This is a genomic window from Butyrivibrio sp. NATIVEDY162 (genome assembly GCF_045999815.1).
In the GTDB taxonomy this organism is placed as follows: domain Bacteria; phylum Bacillota; class Clostridia; order Lachnospirales; family Lachnospiraceae; genus Butyrivibrio.
Genome location: NZ_CP172574.1, coordinates 430156 through 449257, shown reverse-complemented (window position 1 = coordinate 449257; position 19102 = coordinate 430156). Strand labels below are relative to the sequence as shown.

Genomic DNA, 19102 nt, shown 5'->3' with positions numbered 1-19102 from the left:
CTAGTGTAGTTGTTTTTATATTTCTCGACTATATTGCTTAGCTATGATTTGTAATCTACAAGGCGGAAGAAGGAGTCGATGGGCGTCCATCGACGACTGATGACAACGCAGTAGATTCAAATTATAGCAAGCATATGGTCGAGTTAATATAAAACAGCTACACTAGAGGGTGGACAATAAAATCTTTTATAGGAGAGATTGGATTATGGAAAAAGTAGTATATAACGTCTTGGCGATGATTCTTTTGATATCACTAACTGGCTGTAGAGATTTAGAAACTGAGCTTGCACCGGTATCAACGCAAGAAGTGACGGTTAAAACGCAAGAAGTAGTTGAGGAAGTACCGGAAGAAACATGGGAATCGCCTATTGATGGACTTTCAGATGATTTCATATTTGGAATGGATGCATCTTCAGTACTGACCGAAGAAAAAAGTGGTGTTAAGTACTATGGTTTTGACGGCAAAGAGCAGGATATATTCAAAACCTATGCTGATTCAGGGATTAACTATATCCGATTAAGAGTCTGGAACGATCCTTATGATGAAAATGGGAATGGGTATGGTGGCGGTAATAATGACCTTCCAACAGCTGTTGAGCTTGGGAAAAGAGCTACTGCCAATGGGATGAAAGTAATGATAGATTTTCATTACTCCGATTTCTGGGCAGATCCTAAGAGACAGCACGCTCCCAAAGCCTGGGAGGGCATGAACGTGGAAGAAAAAGCGGATGCCCTCTATGAATTCACTAAAGACAGCCTCTCACAGCTTCTTGATTCCGGCGTAGATGTAGGGATGGTACAGGTTGGTAATGAGATTAACTACGGAATGTCAGGAGAGCGGCAGTTTGAAAAGGTTCTTGAACTTTTAAAAGCGGGAAGTATGGCAGTACGTGAAGTATCAGAATCTTACGGAAAAGAGATTGCTGTAGTTGTCCACTATACCAGGATTGAAGACAAAGCAGATGTACTTACACTGGTTGACAGGCTGGTGCGGGGTGAACTTGACTTTGACATGATTGGTATGAGCTATTATCCCTTTTGGGATGGCAGCTTTGAAAACATGAGTCGTGTCCTTGAGCTTATTAGTGAAAAGTATGGAAAAAAAGCTTTCATAGCAGAGACGTCCTATTGCTATACCACTTCAGATGGCGATGGATCAGCAAACAGTTTTACTGTTAATGATTTGGTAAAGGGTTATCCCGCATCAGCCATGGGACAAGCCACAATGATACATGACATTTGTAAGAATGTGAGTGAGGTAGGGGGCATAGGTGTTTTCTACTGGGAAGGCGCGTGGATTCCTGTAGGTCCTGCTGATGCAGATAACTCCGCTATCTGGGAGAAATATGGAAGTGGATGGGCCAGTAGCTACGCTTCAGATTATGATCCGGAGGATGCGGGTCTTTACTATGGCGGAAGCTCTTGGGATAATCAGGCGCTTTTTGATTTCGAAGGACACCCATTGGATTCTCTGAATATTTTTAAATATATGCGAAATGGTAGAAATTACTAAGGGAGAATTATCTTCCAACATAAGGCTATGAATAGAGAAAAGATAGGATTTATGGCATGTCTAAAAGCTATTGGCGAGGAATATGCACTTGCCAATAAGGATAATATGATATTCAGCTGTAGTGATACGGAACAGGGATTGTTTTGTTTTCTTGGCATATCTGAAAACGCATACGAGAGTGATTCATTATGCTTAAGCAAGAACATTGATGATTGGGATTATTATGCTTCATGTTATGTGTTGGAAAATGATGAAGTGGTCATGGATAAGTGCAAACTTCCAACGTTGGTTTGAAGTATAATTTGGAATGATGATGTAAACGCGGCTTCTCAGCTTGGATGATATTGTAACTATGTCACAGTGATGGAGTTTAATGAAAAAGCACTCTCACTTACAACAGAGTGAGAAATCAAGAAATATAATATCAGTGATTTTTAGGTCGTTATCCGTGTAGATGACGACCATATTTTTATTGTGTGATAGGCTTGTTTATGCAGATGATACGAATCGTGTCATACATGTCACCAAGCGTTTCTTTAGTTTTTTCATGATTCTTGTTACGGTTCATATAGCCTCGCGAACAAAACAGAAAGGATTATGAGAAATGAAAAGAAAAGGATTTAAGAGTTTATTATTTGGAGCATTGTATTTAATTGTATTTGTAGTCTGGACATTACTGATCCAAATCGTTGATGTTCAGCCTGTCGGGCAAAATGGGACAGACATAGGTTTTGCCACGATCAACTGCTATTTTCACAAATTGACCGGGGTTCATATGGTCATATACACCATAACTGACTGGTTGGGACTTGTGCCTATATTCATATGTCTGATATTTGCAGGTATCGGTCTTACCCAGTTGATACAAAGGAAGAGCCTGTTTAGAGTCGATTACGACATAATAGTACTTGGGATATACTATATTATAGTGATATTTGGATATCTGATATTTGAAATGATCCCAATCAATTACAGACCGGTCCTGATAGATGGATTTATGGAGGCATCTTATCCATCGTCTACAACACTCTTGGTATTAAGCGTCATGCCTACTCTCTGGTTTCAGGCAAAAAGAAGGATGAAGAATGAAGTCGTACTGAAATATGTATGCGTCCTTTCGGCGTTGTTCTCCATTTTTATGTTTGTAGGAAGAACCGTAGCTGGAGTTCATTGGCTGACAGATATCATGGGATCAATTCTCCTTAGTACGGGATTATTTCTTTTATACAGGGCTGTTGTTCTTATCATTGATGACAAAGCAAAAGCCTGAAAGGGGGTAAAATGGAGTTTGGCGAAAAACTGCAGGAACTTAGAAAGAATAAAGATATGACTCAGGAAGAGCTGGCAGAGGCTTTATATGTTTCAAGGACTGCAATTTCCAAGTGGGAGTCAGGTCGTGGGTACCCGAGCATAGATTCGTTAAAAGAGATATCGAGATTCTTTTCAGTATCTATAGACGAACTTTTGTCGGCAGAAAAGATGGTATCGATTGCCGAAAAAGAGAATAGGGACAATATCAGATATATTTGCGATATGCTTCTTGGAATCATAGATGTGCTTGCGATGATAATGATTGTCCTGCCCATATATTCCAATAGGATTGATGGTGTTTATTATGCGGTGAGTCTTCCTGATTATGTTCAGGCAGGAAGACTGAAGTGTATGCTCTACTGGGCTGTTTTTATTTTGTTGGTAATCATCGGAGCAGTTAAGATTCTTTTGACAAGACTGAGGCAGGAAAGGGGAAGCAGGATCATTACAGCCATATCAGTGATAGTGGGAATTACCGCAGTACTTCTTCTCGCAATGGGCAGGGAAGCCTATGGAGTTTCAATGCTGTTTCTGATGATTGTGGCAAAGGGAATTGTGATCTACAAAATGAGATAAATCATGTGTTTCAGGAGGGATTATGTCAAAGCATTTAGTAAGGAATACAGTTTTAGCAACAGTTACGGTTCTTTTGTTCTACTTTGCCCAGGGGGCTGCGGTGGTCATGGGACAGCTTGAGGGCCTTAAGGCTATTACAGCACAGGCAGCTATAATATGGAGCTGCGCATTAGTAGCAATTGCTTTTTTTCTTGTCAAGGATCACAGTCTTAGAGGACTGGGGTTTCAGAAGCCCGTGAGCGGTATGGCTACAAGGTTTTTGTATTACGTTCCACTTATAATTGTGGCCCTGGCTGCTTTTGCCGGTGGAATCATGTCTGATGACAGCGGACTGTTTATTCCTAATCTTATATTTACACTGGGGATAGGACTGACAGAGGAACTATACTTCAGGGGCATCATTTGCAATATGTGGAAAGAAAAGGAGACAAAGGCCATCATTATTTCATCAGTTCTTTTTGGAATGAGTCATCTGCTGAATGTAATGGGTGGGGCTGGACTTGCAGAAACACTTTTGCAGATGGCGTTTGCATTTACCTACGGAGTTGTAATGGCTTTTGTGATCCTCAGGACAAAGAGTATCTGGCCATGCGTTTTGCTACATGCATTTCATGATTTCTGCGGTTTCATCACGAATGAAGGTGATATGAAACTGAACATAATAGTTGGAACTATCCAGTTTGCAGTGCTTTTGGCGTATTGCATATATCTGGTTAGGTTAATCACTTGGCGAGGTACTGACGAGCCTAGTGAGTAAGCTAGTTCTGACGAACGTAGTTCGGGCAGAACTTCATTATAAAGGAGAATGAAAACAATGAGTAATTATATAATTCGCTTAGAAGAACAGAAAGATTATAGAGATGTTGAAAATCTTGTAAGAGAGTCATTTTGGAACGTGTATCGTCCCGGATGCAGTGAGCACTATGTGATTCATGTGCTGAGGGACGATCCGGCATTTGTTCCGGAGCTTGATTTTGTCATGCACCTAAGCGTGCAGGAGAATGATCCGGTGGATCATTCTGTCGCAGAACAGGACGGAATGCTTATCGGTCAGAACATGTTTATGAAAACTGTTATTGAAGCTGATGATGGCAGGGAGATCCCGGTACTTACCATGGGTCCAATAGGAATCACGCCGGAGCTTAAGCGCAAGGGTTATGGTAAGAAGCTGCTTGATTACTGCCTTGAGAAAGCAACAGAAATGGGATTCGGAGCAGTTCTTTTTGAAGGAAATATCGGATTCTACAGCCACTGCGGATTCGATTATGCAAGCAAGTTTGGAATTCGTTATCATGATCTGCCTGAAGACGCAGATTCATCATTTTTTCTGTGTAGAGAATTGATCCCGGGATACCTTGATGACGTAACCGGAGTATATCAGACCCCTCAGGGCTACTATGTTAAAGATGAGGATGTAGAAGAATTCGATAAACAGTTCCCACCCAAGGAAAAGAAAAAACTCCCGGGGCAGTTGTTTGACTGATGACAGAGATCAGATGGACCCTAATTATATAAGACAGGTAAAAGCAATGTGTGAACTCCTATATCCTGCAAAGACCAATATTGATTATTTCCCGACGAATTTTGTTGTTCATGATGGAGAGCTTTTCTATATTGATTATGAGTGCAATGATTATATGGAAGAGTGGAACTTCGAGAACTGGGGAATAAAATACTGGTCAAAAACTCCGGAGTTTTTGGAATACTATAAGGAGCATATGTAGATTGTAAGGCGATTATTACCCGGGTATAATTGTGAGAGACATATTTACTAATAACCAAAAAGAAGTGGGTTGATATGAAGGATTACAGAGAGCTTGCATGGCAAATGGAACGGATAATCCATAAATATACACAGTTACGATACTGTTTGGAATAGAAACCTATGAGGCATATTTGAAATGGTGCAACAAAGCAAGAAAGGTTCTGGCATGAAAAGGATTATAATTTATTTCTCATTAGAAGGTAACACATTGTATATAGCAGATGAACTGGCAAAGGTACTTCCAGCAGATAAATTAAAACTTGTTCCAAAGAAAGCGTATTCGACCAGTGGATTCTCAAAGTTTTTCTGGGGTGGGAAGAGTGCTGTTATGGCAGAAAAGCCCGAGCTTGAGGCATACGATCTGGACGTGTCAGCTTATGATGAGATTATTTTTGGATTTCCTGTTTGGGCAGGAACGTTCACGCCTCCGCTTCGGACGTTTATTTTGGAGAATAAAGAGAACTTGAAAAATAAGACTATAGCTGCATTTGCCTGCCAAAGCGGTTCCGGGGCAGAGAGAGCTTTTTCTAAGCTAAAGGACTGCATTGGAATCACCAGCTTTGCCGCGACTGCGATTTTCATTGATCCGAAAGATAAACCTTCAGAAGATAATACGCATAGACTCAGCGAGTTTTGTCAGATGCTATAGCAGAATTTTAAGTAGTGTAAAACAGACCTATATCCGTGTAAAGGTAGGTCTGTTTTTGGTTTTAAGATAATATGAAATCAGGAGAAATAAAGAGGAGAATGATGATAAAAACAGAAAGAATAAAGATATATCCCGCTAGTAGGGAGCAGATAGAAAGAATAATCCAGGCGGAAAAGGATGATGAGCTTAAGAAGGCATATGGTGAAATGCTGGAGGGGTGCCTTACGCATCCGGATCAGTGGGACTGGTATGCCATGTGGATGATTGAAAAGACAGATGGAACACATATCGGAGATCTGTGTTTCAAGGGGCTTGAGGAGAAAAATCCTGAAATCGGATACGGAATTTTAGATGAGTTTCAGGGACATGGCTATGCAACAGAGGCTGTGAGCCTGGCAATAAAATGGGCATTTAAACATCCGGAAATAGTGGCTGTTGAGTCAGAGACAGATCCTGACAATGCGGCGTCTCAAAGGGGGCTGATGAAATGTGGATTTGAAGTGAGTGGAGAGATCGGAGAAGAGGGTCCCAGGTTTATTGTGTATAAGGAGTAGGAATAATGTATTTCAAGAAATATGCAGATAATGATTATGAGGCAGTATGTGATTTCCTTATAGAACTAAATGATCGAGATACAAGCCATATTAATTGGAACTGGGCGAGATTTGAGTGGATGTATGAGCATCCGGAATTCAATAAGGAATTGATTGAGTCCATTGGGCTTTGGCTTGATGATGGTAACGTTGTTGGTGCAGCAATCTATGATATGTATTTCGGTGAGGGATTTTGTGGAGTCTTACCTGATTATAAGCAGTTATATCCTGAAATATTAGATTATGCCTGCACTAATCTCATGGATGATTCTGGATTTTCCCTTGCAGTCTGCGATGACAACACAGATGAAATAGATTTGGTCTTAAACAAGGGCTTTATCAGGAATGAGCAAACAGAAAATATCATGGAGCTGGACCTGGAAAGGGAATTTGGAGCTCCTTTGCCAGAGGGTCTTAAGTTTGTGAACCCGAATCCTGTTAAGGATATTTACGAGCTATCATGGCTTTTTTGGCAAGGGTTTGATCACGGAGAAGATAAACAAAAGTTTGAAAAAGAAGGGATCGCTACCCCAAGGGCGCGTAGGCACTTTAACAGGGACCTCTGTGTGGCTGCATGCAATGAGGAGGGAGAACTCATTTCCATATGCGGTCTATGGTATAACCCCAAGACGGACTACGTGTATGTAGAGCCTGTCTGTACTATCCCAAGCTATAGGGGAAGAGGAGTAGCTAAGGCTGTAATTCATGAAGCGCTGAGTAGGGCAAAGAGGTTAGGTGCTAAGAGAGCTTTTGTAATATCAGACATGGATTTTTATTTCAGACTCGGTTTCAGAAATAAATACCACTACAGTTTTTATCAAAAACAAGGGGATTGAAAAAATGTCCAATAACATAGTATTAGCTACAGACAGTGACAGAGAGCAGTTAATGACTTTATACAAAGAGCAGGTTGGAAGAGAGTTTTGCGCATGGGATGAGGACTATCCTTCTACAGAAACCATAGATTTTGATCTTTCAAGAGATGCTTTGTTTGTCATGAAAGAGAATGATGCAATCATAGCTGCAATTCCCATAGAGATAGATGAAGACGTGGGCAGGCTGGAATGCTGGGATCGAAATCGATTATGTTAATTGAACAATTGAGTGGCAGATTATTAGTATATTTTGATGATCCCTTCTGGGTTGGAGTTTTTGAACGCATAGAAAATGGGAAATTGTCTGTGGCAAAAGTGATTTTTGGAGCAGAGCCCAAGGATTATGAGATTCAGGAATTTATTATCCGAAAATATTATCGGCTGAAGTTTAGTCCTGCTGTAGATACAGTGGTCAAGGAAGGAAAAAGAAATCCTAAGAGATTACAACGTGATGCAAAGAAAATGGTCTTAGAAAAAGGTATTGGCACAAAATCTCAACAGGCGATAAAGCTATTGCAGGAGCAGAATAAACTTGAGCGCAAGGTCAAAAGCCGGGAACAGAAAGAGGCAGAGGAGTTAAGACTTTTTGAACTAAAGCAGCAGAAAAAGAAAGAGAAGCACAAAGGACATTGATGGATAATGTAAGACCAGAAGGAGAGGAAAGAATGAGCGAATTTCGCACAGCTATGTGGTATGAATGAGTTCAAAGGAATGACAAGCATTATTTTGAATGATAACATATCATAGAGGAGGAAGGTCATGATCAACTGCAGTGTTTATGCTCCATGCAAATGAAAACATATTTGTATGGAGGTTAAATATCATGAAAAACAGAATAAAGGAATTAAGAGATTTTTACATAATTTGGAGCACTCAGAGTCTGTCACAGCTTGGAAGTGCAATAACATCGTTTGCACTGACGCTCTGGATGTATGAAAAGACCGGATCAGCACTAAGCACAGCGGCGCTTACAATCTGCACATATGCACCATATGTTATCATGAGCATTTTTGCCGGGGCAATTACAGACAAATTCGATAAAAAGAAGACAATGCTTATATGTGATCTTTTGGCGGCGCTTACTACAGTAATTGTATTTGCCTTGTACAAGACTGACACACTTACTATGTGGCATCTGTATGCAATTAATGCGCTTTCGGGGCTTATGAATACTGTTCAGCAGCCGGCTTCAGAGGTGGCATATACACTTTTGGTTCCCAAGGAGCATTATCAGAAGACCAGCGGCTTTCAGCAGTTGTCGCGTTCACTGATATCAATTGGAAATCCGCTCATCGCTGCAGCACTTTATGGACTGGCAGGGCTGGATGTGGTGATAGCTGTAGATCTTCTGACTTTTGCTATCGCTTTTTTGTCGCTGCTGTTATTTATCAGGCTACCGGAGATTCAAAGTGGAACTGATAAGAACGAAAACGTGATCAAGTTGGCAAAAGAGGGAATCAGGTTCCTTAAGGAAACACCACTTATACTTACTGTAATCCTGTTTATGTCAGGGGTGAATCTCACAGCTTCAGCTTTTGATGCAGTACTTCCGGCACTTGTAATACCTCAAAAAGGCAACAATGTGTATGGGATTGTAACAGCCTGCTCCGGGCTGGCCATGGTAGCAGGAAGTTTCCTTCCGATGATCTTGCCAAAACCTAAGGACAGAGTCAGGGTAATATATCTGACAATGCTTTTCGCTCTTGGAATAGAGAATTTCTTATTGGCATTTTCGAGAAGCCCGGTTTTGTGGTGTGTTGGTCAGATCATTGGATGGGTGTTTGTTCCACTTATGGCTGCAAACCAGAATGTAATAATGCGGAATGTTATACCGATTGAGCTTCAGGGAAGAGTGTATGCTTGCAGAAATACTCTGCAGTTTTTTACCATTCCAATTGGACTATTTCTTGGTGGCTTTTTTGTAGACAAAATCTGCGAACCATTTATGGCTTTGAGAAGCGATAATGCATTCTGGACTTCTCTTTTTGGAAGCGGAAAGGGCTCAGGAGCAGCACTGATGATGTTTATACTTGGAGTAACCGGAACCGTGCTCTGCATAACATCAGGTCAGATTATGAAAAAATACAAATATACTGACTGATTCGAGCTGATATCAAAAAACAATGAAGTGAAAAACAGGCATAAACCCATGTAAGGGCTGTGCCTGTTTTATACTATTTACATTTTCGGAGATGGAATATACAATAATAACCGACAATGTGTCGGTTTGAAATAGCTGAATTTGGTAAGGATATGAGAACTGTAAAAACTGCAGAGGAAAGAAAGAACGAAATACTAGATGTCGCTGAGGAGCTGTTTGCAGAGAAGGGCTATGATAATGCAAGCACAAACGATATTATAGCGAGGATTGGAATTGCCCGTGGAACGCTGTATCATCACTTTGGCTCTAAGGAAGAAATCCTGGATGCAATAGTCGACAGAATGACCAGGGAGGGAATTAGTCAGGCCAGAAGTATTGTAAATGATAAAAGCCTTCCCATCCTTAAGAGGCTGACAGGAGTACTTGGTTCCTTACAAGTAAAGGGAAGCGCCGGAAATGAAGTGATGGAGCAGATGCATAAGCCTCAGAATGCTCTTTTGCACCAAAAGATGCAGGAACGTCTGATAAATGGTGTTGTTCCGCTTATTGCTCAGTTGATAAAGGAAGGGAATGAGAGCGGTATTTTTGACACAAAGTATCCAAACGAAGCTGCCGAGATGATCATGCTCTATGGGAATATTGCATTCGATGATAATGAAAACCTTACGCCAAGGCAGAAGAAGCGTAAGGGAAACGCGTTCATCTACAACACCGAAAAGATGCTCGGGGCAAAGGCAGGGAGCCTTGAGAAGGCACTGATGCGGTTTTTCTGAGCAAAGTAATATCCGTGCATAATTGAACTTAATAAGTGTAATAGGAGATGCAGCGCGACTTTTATTACGGTGCTTTTGCTATCTTTGCATCAGGGCAGAGCATTTAGTGAATACTGGAGCTTTGGAGAATATCCATTTTGGGCATCATTTCTTTTATCAATAACGGCAGGACCTACAGGAGAGGAATCCGGATGGAGAGGGTCTCTTCGCCCATATTTGAACGAAAAGTACAGCTTTTTTAAAGCATCTGTGATCCAGGGAGTTATATGGGCATTCTGGCATACAATACTATGGTTTGTTGATTCAGATTACATGGGGATCCAGATGATTCCATATATCCTATCCAATGTCATCGTAATGACCGGACTTTGTTTTATCATGAACTATTTCATGGAGAAAAACGACAATCTGATTTATGGCATAGTGATCCATTTCTGTTTTAATTTCCTGTACTGTTTTTTGCAGGTTGATATATGGTTCTACGCCGGCTTGTCAGCAGTGTATATTTTGATAATTGCGCTCATATATTTAAAAAAGAAAGCTGAGGTAGGTCATGATGAAAAACAATTTGATTGATAACTCTTATTAGTCTGTTTTTCTTTGACACATGGAAGTAGGAGGTCGCTTTGAGCAAACGAACTATAACTAAAGAGGAACTAAAGTCGGCATTGCAAAAGCTTGGAATTGAAAAAGGAATGACTTTGGAAGTGCATTCTTCACTTAGCAGTTTTGGAGAACTTGAGGGTGGTGCAGAGACAGCCATAGATACATTAAAAGAACTGGTTACTGAAGAGGGCAGTATCTTCATGCCTGCACTCAGATTAAGTAAAGAGTTAGAGCTTTCAGAGGAAGACAAGAAGCTGGGGATTACTGTTAAGATAAAGATATTGGAGGCTGATGCTGAAAAAACGGCGATGGGTGTTGTGGCTGATACTTTCAGAAATCTTCCTGACACTTATACTGGAGCAGATACTATAAGTACATCCGGATGGGGTAAACATGGCAAGGAAGCTCTAAGTGGCGGCTTGGATTATCCGATTCATAATGGCGGGAAAGCTCTTTTACTGGGAGTTGATATTTACAAGCTTACGGCAATGCACTACGTGGAAGGAATAACCCCGGATGATATAAATGATATCTATGCTCCGTCAGAAGATATTTGTAAAATCTATCCGCCGGATAAGTGGATGATAGAAGCCGGACACCCGCCGGTGAAGGCATGGTACAAGATACAGGATATGGCCTATGAAAAAAACCTTATAAAAGAAGCGTTTATCGGTCCTTGTAAGGTGATGTTTTTTGATATATGGTCAGTAGTTTCTTTATATGAAAAAGAATTAAAGCGCGATCCATATGGACTATGGGGATTACGGAGATGATTTTGGAGGAGTACGAAAAATGACGGATACTGCAAGATTTGTTTTGGGAATTATCGGAATAAGCGGCGGAATCCTGTGTGCTATAGCTGATCTGCTTTTGGACATCAAGGGACCGGACAACAGATACGCCAAGCTGCTGTGCTGCGAGTCTTGGATTGGCTTCTTATGGAGTACTTGCGCTTTTTGGCTTGTAAAGCTGTAGGATCAAACTTACACACAGAGCATTGGCAAGAAGGGAAATATCATCATGAAAATAGCTGTAATACAGGCAACTTCACAGATAAATAAGAATGGGCTTCTTTTAGATGCTGTAAAAAAATATGCCAAAGAATCTGAGGTCATCAATTTTGGCTGTACGGATTCAGACAGGGATTCTTACAGCTATATTGAGATATCTGTTCTGATCGGGCTGTTACTTGCAAGTAAAGCAGTGGATTTCGTGGTTACAGGGTGTTCATCAGGACAGGGCATGATGCTTGCCTGCAATAATATGCCCGGTGTCCTGTGTGGTTATGCTCCTACTCCTAAGGACGCATTTCTTTTTGCACAGATCAATAATGGGAATGCAATCTCGCTGCCGCTTGGTGAAGAATATACATGGAGTGGAGAAGATAATCTGTATAAAACGATAGAAAGCTTGTTCTCAGAACCCTTCGGTCAGGGATATCCTAAAAGTGAAAGCAAGCGCAAACAAAAAGACACTGCGCTGCTAAAAGACATGAGGAGGAAGTCACAAGTTGATATTGGAATCCTGCTTGAAAAAATGGATGCAGAAATAATACACAAAGTGCTGAGAAAGAACGATGTGATAGGCTTTATCCTGTCAGAGGGTAAGAATAAGGAACTAAAAGACTTCTTGAGGCAAAAATCCGGTAATTAAGTGTAAAACAGACAGGATTCAGTGTAAAAAAATCTTCTGACAACCCACAAAGAAAAGAAGAATATTTATGCTGCTAAGATCCCTGTGGTATTTCTGTACTCACTTGTCATGTTCCTTGGGTCACTTATTGCATGCAGGCTTGGAAGCTTTGTCTGGGGAGCGGGGACGTATCCTGTACATAGTGTGGGCTCACTTATCAGATTCATAACTTTTGAAGTGATACTTCATACAGTATTTGGGATCGCAATGATGACTCTATATGAGATTACTAGAAATACAATAATTCCCGTCATTATTACTGTCTTCGGAGCAGCAAATCTTCATGGAATGCTCTTTTATGCGCTTGAAGGAAAGCTCGTATCCATGTGGCCGTCCCTTAAAGGCTTTATGGAAAAATATGCTCTTTCAAGTAACTTTATTGTGACGAAGGCTAAAGACCTTGGAAATATCGAAATGTCCTTTTCTTATGTGAATATAATCGTGGTTATTGTAATAGGACTGATTTTCTATTCTGTAATAGGAATGTGCATATTCACGAAAAGAGATACGATATAGGAGGAAGCCAAGATGGAGAAGCAACATGAAATAAACTCATTGGGTGTGGTATTGATTCCAGGGATATGTACCATATGGTTTTGACATATTAGGATGAAAACAGGAGTGGCATGAATAGAAAGAAAGAGATATTAATAGCAATTATTGCTATTATCATGATGATAATAATCGGACAGAGTTATATAATTCATAATCAGGCCAGGTTTGATGGGGACAGGGTTTGCTCAAAGAATCCAAATAGATTTTACCTGAACTTCAATTTGATGAATAAAGATGACTCGGAGACCATGGTACTTAATGAAGGAGAAACGCTGCATGTTTCCTGGCAGATCGATGGAGGAAAAGCAGATGTAGTGATTACTATGGCGGATGAAATTCCAATTTATCGTGCAGATAAATGCGTCAAGGGTGAGAATGCGGATTTTGAATTAACAGTTCCTAAAACGGGAGAATACACTACCACTATTTCTGCATCTCATGCCAAAGGATGGTTGGAAGTATGGGAAACAAAGCACTGGTGGTGATTGACATTCAAAATGACATTACAAAGAACTACAGAAAGATCATTGATCGGATCAATCAGGCTATCGACTGGGCTGTCAGGGAAGCTACGGTTAAGAAGAAACAGGATTTCTCAAAGGTGGAGTTCTTTACTTATGATGAAGGGTTGTGTGTGCAGTGTATGCATATCGGATCGTATGATAATGAACCTGCTACAGTAGATGCAATGCACAGATTTATAGAAGAACAGGGTTATGTTCTGGATATCACTGACAAGAGACTGCATCATGAGATTTATCTATCTGATGCGAGAAAAGTTCAGTCGGAGAAACTGAAGACAGTGATCCGGCATCCGCTTAGCGCGGACCGGAACGGAGTGTAGACAGGAGAGCTGACGATGGAGTATATCAGGGTTACAAAAGAGAATCTGGAAGAGGAGCATATCTGCTGTGCCATATCCAACAATAAAGATGTACAGGTATCTTCAAAGAAGGCGTGGCTTGCGGACAGATTTGATGAGGGGCTTGTATTCTTAAAAAGTGTGGAGCGCGGGAAATGCTTCATAGAATATATTCCGGCAGAGCATGCATGGAATCCAATCGAAGCACCTGGGTATATGTATATAGACTGCCTATGGGTTTCCGGTTCTTTCAAAGGTCATGGATATTCAAGCGACCTGCTTTCCGAATGCATCAAAGACAGCAAGGAGAAGGGAAAGAAAGGACTTTGCATACTTGCTGCAGCAAAGAAAAAGCCATTTCTGGCTGATCCGAAATTCCTGAAATATAAAGGCTTTGAAGTGTGTGATGAAGCGGATAACGGCATACAGTTATGGTATCTGCCCTTTGAGAAAGGGGCCGAGAAGCCGATGTTCAAAGAGTGTGCTAAGCATCCGCACATAGATGAGGAAGGATATGTTCTTTACTATACGAACCAGTGTCCGTTCAATGCGAAGTATGTACCTGTGCTGGAAGAGACAGCCAAGAACAATGGCATTCCATTCAGAGCTATGAAGATCGAGAGTAGGAATGATGCTCAGAATGCACCGACGCCGATCACAACTTATTCGCTATTCTGTGATGGGAAGTATATTACGAATGAACAGATGAATGACAAGAAGTTCTTAAAACTGGCACAGTAGGGGGATTGTCATTGCTGTTTTTGCTATCAGACTAATCTTTTATTCGCTGATGGGAACGCTCATTTTTGTAAAGCGGGACACAATGTGAGTATATAGTAATTTTGGGAGGAACGAAGAAAATGAAAAATAACAACGATGGATTAAAAAGAATCAAAAGCAAGATATTTCCTGTTTCTTTAGGACTTCTCTAGGGAATATCATTTGGTATTGCATTACATAGCTGTATTCTTGGCCTAAGTATTGGCTTTTTGTGGGCCTTTGCGCTTGGAGCGTCTGATGATAAGGAGAACACAGGTCATGACACATAATAAAACAATCGGGCTGATCGGTGGAATGAGCTGGGAGAGTACGATTCCCTACTACAGTTATTCATGCAAAGAAGGCTGCAGAGATGGCGCTTTCCTGATTCGATTAATTCCTAAGGATAAGAGATGAGAATCGCAGTAATCCAGGCAGCATTTGAAAATTGGAGGAATCAATGAAACTTACTAAACTTGGCATATGTGGTATTCTGAGTTTTATTTCTTACGCTGCAATGGTAGTGTTTTCGCCGCTTGCATATCCTGGATATGACTGGCTGAGCAGGGCTGTGAGCGATCTTTCTGCGGTGGGTGCACCATCTCGGGATCTGGCAAACCAGCTTAATGCATTATATGGACCATGCGGACTTGTATCAATCATGGCAGTTTGTGTGGCGATTCAGAACTGCAGATCACAGCTTTTAAAGCTTGGTATATACTTTTTTGCTGCAATGGAATGGATATCCGATGTGGGATATAAGCTCTTTCCATGGGTCAGCGATGTTCCGGACACACATCCACAGAATATAATGCATCTTGTGGTTACTGCTGCAGTAGTTATCTTTTCTTTGGCTGCTCTGGCGCTCACAATTATTGGTGCAGCAAAAGAGAACATGAAATCCCTTTCCGTACTGGCAGGAGTATGTCTTTTGGCAATGTTGATGGGACCAATTGGAATGGCTCTTTTCCCCAAGTCGGTCTTTGGATTATTCGAAAGGTTCAGCACAATGTCAGCTGTAACATTTAATGCAGGTCTTGGTATTTTTCTTTTTGCTGGAAGGCTTGGAAAGGATTCTTAATAAGGACAGCTATGTGTATGGCGGTTACGGCAATAGTAATTTATGCCGTCCCTTAATATGCTTGTTAAAATGGGCTTTTCGGAATGCGGCCGGAGTGCAGCTGTTCTTTTCTCTGAAACATTGCGTAAAATAGCTTTGGGAATTAAACGCAAGAAAGCTGCTTATTTCAGCGCATGAATAATCAGAAAAGCGCAGCATGTTCTCTGCGACTTCAAGCTTTCGGGACAGGATATACTCTGATACAGTATATCCTGTTTCTTTTTTGAACAGAGTAGAGAAATAGTTATTATTGAGCTTTACGAAAGCAGCAAGGTCATCCAGGCGGATGCTTTCATGCAGGTGATGGTCGATATAGTCCATGCAGAGAATAACCTGCCTTGAGTAGACATTCTGTTTTTTCAGCTTCTGCATCTGCTCGGTAAAGAATGTGACCATCTCGTAATGCAGATCCAGAACTTCCTGTACTGTGGTACATTTGTTCATGTTATAGATGTAAAGGTCACTTGTGTTGTAGGCGGTTTCTGAGTTAAGGCCGCCCTCAATGGCGAACCTTGTCATGAGAGTAGCGTTGCAGATCATGAGATATTTCATATTGGTAACAGGATCATCGGCAAGAGTTGAAGTGTTTTCTGCCATCATTTTGTGACTTTCATCGGCGGCTCCTGGGTCGCCATTCTTCATCATTTCGTACTGCTTCATTTCATCTTCGTATTCAAAATGAATATAGTTGTTTTCCCTGCCTATGAAATCCTTAAGAGCTACCTGTGCATTTGGATTTGATATTCTTTTTGGCATGATATTTCCTCTGAAACGGTATTCCCTGACTTTTGAACCGGTTAATATTTTACCACATATTATTTATAAAAACATGAGAAAATTGATATTTATAATGAGCTCTTGAGAGTATAAATAAATCAGATCAGAACAAAGCAACGATAATGATTTTTAGATGCAGGAGGTCAAATATGAGATTTCATGATGTACAGGATACAAGAAGGCCAGAGATTATAAAAAAGCAGAGAGATGAAGCTTTCCGCAGGAAATACGAATGGTGTATGGAAAAGCTGTCAGCCAGAAACAATGACAGACCGCTTGTGATTGCTTTTGGAGCTACATTTAATATCTGATTGATATTCCGAATTCGGGTAACAGCGCAAGAAGCGGGAAGAGAAAATAAGTAACTAATGATTTCAGAATATGTTTAGCGGCTTTTTAGGTTGGATTTAGTTTACGGATATATCATGAGAATGTAAACTGAAGAACAGAACTCTTAGAAATTCTGGAAACAGGCTTACTGCGAATGGTAGCTCGCAATATAAAATACTCCAAAACTTTTATGATAAACAGGAACAGATATATGGAGGAATTTTATAATGTTCAAGAGATTAGTAACTATTTTGACAACATGTGCGATAACCGTATCTGCAGTTGCTTGTGGAAGCCAGGCACAGCAAGCAGATAGTACCCAGACCGTATCATCGGAAAGCACCCAGGAAGCAAGTGCTTCTTCTGAAGAGGTAAAAGAAGAATCTTCAGATTCTGCTGCAGAAGCTGAAACAACTACAGATACCGGTTCTACGTTAGAGCTGGGACTTGTCAGTAACACACTTGCTGAAGATGAAGAGAGTCTTGTGGAGACATATACAGATCTTTTTGACCAGCTCACTTATACTGATGAGGAGACGGGTCTTTCTATAACTTATAATCTGTATCTTCCTGAAGGATATGATGAAAATGCAGAATATCCAATGGTTGTGTTTATAGGTGATTCAACAACTGCAGGAACTGATGCGGAGTATTCACTTACACAGGGGCTTGGTGGTCTTGTATGGGCAACATCAGAATGGCAGTCAGTATATCCGACCATAGTAGCTGTACCAACGTACCCTGAAACAATTCTTGATGACCATGACGGATATAGCACAACAGAATATGTTGAGCTCACCAAGAGATTTATTGATTACATGTCAGATGAGTACGCAGTAGATACTGATAGAATCTATGGAACAGGTCAGTCCATGGGATGCATGACGACACTCATACTTGCATCGGAATACCCGGATTTATATGCTGCGTGTATGTTTGTTGATGGTCAGTGGGATACAGAACTTCTTTCAAATCTGGAGGGGCAGACCTTCGTTTATTTTGCAGCTGAAGATGATACAAGTGCATGGACCGGAGCGCAGGACCTTATGGCCAGATATGACGCAGATGGCGTCACCTACACATATGCACAATGGGACGGAACATGGTCGGCAGATGAGCTTTCATCAGCTGCATCAGAATTATTCAGTGGAGAAGCTACAGGAGCATACTTCATATCCTGGAAAACAGGAACAATTGATGCAGGAACAGGCAATTCACCCATGGGCGGTGGAGATGGCAGCTTTGGCGAAAGAGGAAACGGCGGGCAGATGAGTTCTTCTGAAGAAGGAGGCCTTTCAAATCCCGAGGCTGCTACAGACGCTTCTTCAGATGTAAGTGAAGATAAGCCGGCAATGGAAATGACCGGCGAGAAGCCTCAAGGAATGATGGGCGGAAATGGTGGAGGCGCCGGAGGCGGAGCTACATACCATATGGCTTCATTTGATTACGCCTATAACTGTATAGCAGTTATGGAATGGTTGTTTCAGCAGTAAGAGGTCATGACTTCTTAGATGAAATTACAGAAATCCGCACTAGCTGCGGATTTCGTGAGAACATGATACGAGAGGCAAATAGGCCCTTCGACGAAGTCGACTTTTAATGGCCTATTTGCGGCATTCTTGAATCTCTGATTCAAGATATGCATAAGAATTTACTACGGCACATTACAGCAGCTATGGAGAAATCTGTAGCTGCTTTTAAGATATATCAGCGAGAAAACTCCTTCCGACATAGTCTGTGGGGGATGAATCGCTGACCCTCAGCGCTTTGCTTTACTATATCGTCCTGTCTTTTCATATTTTCTTTTGTGGTCATCCGTGCGCTGGCTTTCTATATATTTTTTCACTGTCTCAAGTGAAACGGATCCGGTTGTGGCGCAAAAATAACTCCTGCTCCAGAAAAGAGCATCTCCCCACAGATATTTTTCTATGTGTTCACGGTATTTGATCCTGACTTCTTTAGAGAGCTGGGACTTTAAGGTGTTGATCAGTTTTACCGGAGCAACGTCCGGAGGCATGGAGATAAGCATGTGTATGTGGTTCTCGTCCGTCTCAGCTGAGAGCATATCGCAGTCCATCCTTCCACACAGATAAGCCGCGTGATTTTTCATGAAATCCCCCATCTCAGCGGTTATCACTTTTTTCCTGTATTTAGTGACAAAAATGATATGATAAGTAAGCAGGTAAACGGAATGTGAACCTCTTCTGTAGTTATCCATAAAAGCTCCTTCCGAAAAGAACAAATG

The 19102-nt window shown here is 41.1% G+C and carries 29 protein-coding genes; 27 read left to right on the top strand and 2 right to left on the bottom strand.

The annotated features are described in order from the left end of the window. The first annotated feature begins 205 nt into the window (after positions 1–205). The 25 genes from ACHCNF_RS18285 to ACHCNF_RS18165 all read left to right on the top strand — a co-directional run bounded on the left by ACHCNF_RS18285 (position 206) and on the right by ACHCNF_RS18165 (position 15711). Positions 206–1513, top strand: coding sequence for a glycoside hydrolase family 53 protein (locus ACHCNF_RS18285; protein WP_408072464.1), 1308 nt, complete (start codon positions 206–208; stop codon positions 1511–1513). Positions 1514–1564: 51 nt separating this feature from the next. Next, complete coding sequence (locus tag ACHCNF_RS18280) at positions 1565–1807, top strand: hypothetical protein (protein ID WP_408072463.1); 243 nt, start codon at positions 1565–1567, stop codon at positions 1805–1807. 310 nt (positions 1808–2117) lie between these two features. Next, the gene (locus ACHCNF_RS18275) at positions 2118–2783 is read left to right on the top strand and encodes a phosphatase PAP2 family protein (protein WP_408072462.1); all 666 of its coding nucleotides are present in this window, start codon (positions 2118–2120) and stop codon (positions 2781–2783) included. Positions 2784–2794: 11 nt separating this feature from the next. Then, positions 2795–3400 carry a helix-turn-helix domain-containing protein gene (locus ACHCNF_RS18270; protein ID WP_408072461.1) on the top strand — a complete coding sequence of 202 codons (606 nt, stop codon included), beginning with the start codon at positions 2795–2797 and terminating at the stop codon, positions 3398–3400. 22 nt (positions 3401–3422) lie between these two features. Beyond that, positions 3423–4157 (top strand): CPBP family intramembrane glutamic endopeptidase, encoded by a 735-nt coding sequence (locus tag ACHCNF_RS18265; protein WP_408072460.1) that lies wholly within the window; start codon positions 3423–3425, stop codon positions 4155–4157. Positions 4158–4214: 57 nt separating this feature from the next. Continuing rightward, complete coding sequence (locus ACHCNF_RS18260) at positions 4215–4883, top strand: GNAT family N-acetyltransferase (RefSeq protein WP_408072459.1); 669 nt, start codon at positions 4215–4217, stop codon at positions 4881–4883. Beyond that, entirely contained in the window at positions 4876–5124 is a 249-nt protein-coding gene (locus ACHCNF_RS18255; protein WP_408072458.1) for a hypothetical protein, read from the top strand. The genes ACHCNF_RS18260 and ACHCNF_RS18255 overlap by 8 nt, the downstream gene beginning before the upstream one ends. Before the next feature lie 124 nt (positions 5125–5248). Further along, positions 5249–5335 carry a hypothetical protein gene (locus ACHCNF_RS18250; protein ID WP_141107742.1) on the top strand — a complete coding sequence of 29 codons (87 nt, stop codon included), beginning with the start codon at positions 5249–5251 and terminating at the stop codon, positions 5333–5335. Beyond that, positions 5332–5814 carry a flavodoxin family protein gene (locus ACHCNF_RS18245; protein WP_408072457.1) on the top strand — a complete coding sequence of 161 codons (483 nt, stop codon included), beginning with the start codon at positions 5332–5334 and terminating at the stop codon, positions 5812–5814. Before ACHCNF_RS18250 ends, ACHCNF_RS18245 begins: the two co-directional genes overlap by 4 nt. A 101-nt stretch (positions 5815–5915) precedes the next feature. Then, positions 5916–6368 carry a GNAT family N-acetyltransferase gene (locus ACHCNF_RS18240; protein WP_408072456.1) on the top strand — a complete coding sequence of 151 codons (453 nt, stop codon included), beginning with the start codon at positions 5916–5918 and terminating at the stop codon, positions 6366–6368. 5 nt (positions 6369–6373) lie between these two features. Further along, positions 6374–7243 (top strand): GNAT family N-acetyltransferase, encoded by an 870-nt coding sequence (locus tag ACHCNF_RS18235; protein ID WP_408072455.1) that lies wholly within the window; start codon positions 6374–6376, stop codon positions 7241–7243. Positions 7244–7247: 4 nt separating this feature from the next. Then, positions 7248–7499 carry a hypothetical protein gene (locus ACHCNF_RS18230; RefSeq protein WP_408072454.1) on the top strand — a complete coding sequence of 84 codons (252 nt, stop codon included), beginning with the start codon at positions 7248–7250 and terminating at the stop codon, positions 7497–7499. Next, positions 7493–7915, top strand: a complete 423-nt coding sequence (locus ACHCNF_RS18225) for a YjdF family protein (RefSeq protein WP_408072453.1) — start codon at positions 7493–7495, stop codon at positions 7913–7915. The genes ACHCNF_RS18230 and ACHCNF_RS18225 overlap by 7 nt, the downstream gene beginning before the upstream one ends. Positions 7916–8105: 190 nt before the next feature. Beyond that, positions 8106–9383 (top strand): MFS transporter, encoded by a 1278-nt coding sequence (locus ACHCNF_RS18220; RefSeq protein WP_408072452.1) that lies wholly within the window; start codon positions 8106–8108, stop codon positions 9381–9383. Between the two features lie 152 nt (positions 9384–9535). Then, positions 9536–10156, top strand: coding sequence for a TetR/AcrR family transcriptional regulator (locus ACHCNF_RS18215; RefSeq protein WP_408072451.1), 621 nt, complete (start codon positions 9536–9538; stop codon positions 10154–10156). 84 nt (positions 10157–10240) lie between these two features. Next, positions 10241–10732 carry a CPBP family intramembrane glutamic endopeptidase gene (locus tag ACHCNF_RS18210; protein ID WP_408072450.1) on the top strand — a complete coding sequence of 164 codons (492 nt, stop codon included), beginning with the start codon at positions 10241–10243 and terminating at the stop codon, positions 10730–10732. Between the two features lie 50 nt (positions 10733–10782). After that, positions 10783–11535 carry an AAC(3) family N-acetyltransferase gene (locus ACHCNF_RS18205; protein ID WP_408072449.1) on the top strand — a complete coding sequence of 251 codons (753 nt, stop codon included), beginning with the start codon at positions 10783–10785 and terminating at the stop codon, positions 11533–11535. A 19-nt stretch (positions 11536–11554) separates the two neighbouring features. Further along, positions 11555–11737, top strand: a complete 183-nt coding sequence (locus ACHCNF_RS18200; protein ID WP_408072448.1) for a hypothetical protein — start codon at positions 11555–11557, stop codon at positions 11735–11737. A gap of 45 nt (positions 11738–11782) precedes the next feature. Next, positions 11783–12415, top strand: coding sequence for an RpiB/LacA/LacB family sugar-phosphate isomerase (locus ACHCNF_RS18195; RefSeq protein WP_408072447.1), 633 nt, complete (start codon positions 11783–11785; stop codon positions 12413–12415). Between the two features lie 36 nt (positions 12416–12451). Then, positions 12452–12970: a hypothetical protein gene (locus ACHCNF_RS18190; protein ID WP_408072664.1), complete on the top strand. Its 519-nt coding sequence runs from the start codon at positions 12452–12454 to the stop codon at positions 12968–12970. 110 nt (positions 12971–13080) lie between these two features. Continuing rightward, a complete protein-coding gene (locus tag ACHCNF_RS18185; RefSeq protein WP_408072446.1) occupies positions 13081–13494 on the top strand; it encodes a hypothetical protein in 414 nt (137 codons plus the stop codon). Beyond that, on the top strand, positions 13470–13853 hold the full coding sequence (locus tag ACHCNF_RS18180; RefSeq protein ID WP_408072445.1) for a GyrI-like domain-containing protein: 384 nt from the start codon (positions 13470–13472) through the stop codon (positions 13851–13853). The genes ACHCNF_RS18185 and ACHCNF_RS18180 overlap by 25 nt, the downstream gene beginning before the upstream one ends. Positions 13854–13868: 15 nt before the next feature. After that, positions 13869–14612, top strand: coding sequence for an N-acetyltransferase (locus ACHCNF_RS18175; protein WP_026658842.1), 744 nt, complete (start codon positions 13869–13871; stop codon positions 14610–14612). Between the two features lie 297 nt (positions 14613–14909). Beyond that, the gene (locus tag ACHCNF_RS18170; RefSeq protein ID WP_408072444.1) at positions 14910–15047 is read left to right on the top strand and encodes a hypothetical protein; all 138 of its coding nucleotides are present in this window, start codon (positions 14910–14912) and stop codon (positions 15045–15047) included. A gap of 43 nt (positions 15048–15090) precedes the next feature. Next, positions 15091–15711 carry a DUF998 domain-containing protein gene (locus ACHCNF_RS18165; RefSeq protein WP_408072443.1) on the top strand — a complete coding sequence of 207 codons (621 nt, stop codon included), beginning with the start codon at positions 15091–15093 and terminating at the stop codon, positions 15709–15711. A 24-nt stretch (positions 15712–15735) separates the two neighbouring features. On the opposite strand, the gene ACHCNF_RS18160 is transcribed toward ACHCNF_RS18165, so the two are convergent. Then, entirely contained in the window at positions 15736–16506 is a 771-nt protein-coding gene (locus tag ACHCNF_RS18160; RefSeq protein WP_408072442.1) for an AraC family transcriptional regulator, read from the bottom strand. 170 nt (positions 16507–16676) lie between these two features. Here ACHCNF_RS18160 and ACHCNF_RS18155 point away from each other — a divergent pair, with 170 nt between their 5' ends. Both ACHCNF_RS18155 and ACHCNF_RS18150 read left to right on the top strand, forming a co-directional pair. Beyond that, positions 16677–16838: a hypothetical protein gene (locus ACHCNF_RS18155; protein WP_155994882.1), complete on the top strand. Its 162-nt coding sequence runs from the start codon at positions 16677–16679 to the stop codon at positions 16836–16838. Between the two features lie 246 nt (positions 16839–17084). Next, positions 17085–18350, top strand: a complete 1266-nt coding sequence (locus tag ACHCNF_RS18150) for a carboxylesterase family protein (protein WP_408072441.1) — start codon at positions 17085–17087, stop codon at positions 18348–18350. A gap of 266 nt (positions 18351–18616) precedes the next feature. Here the strand turns inward: ACHCNF_RS18150 and tnpA are convergent, their stop codons facing one another. Further along, positions 18617–19075, bottom strand: coding sequence for an IS200/IS605 family transposase (gene tnpA / locus ACHCNF_RS18145; RefSeq protein ID WP_408072440.1), 459 nt, complete (start codon positions 19073–19075; stop codon positions 18617–18619). Positions 19076–19102 lie beyond the last annotated feature (27 nt).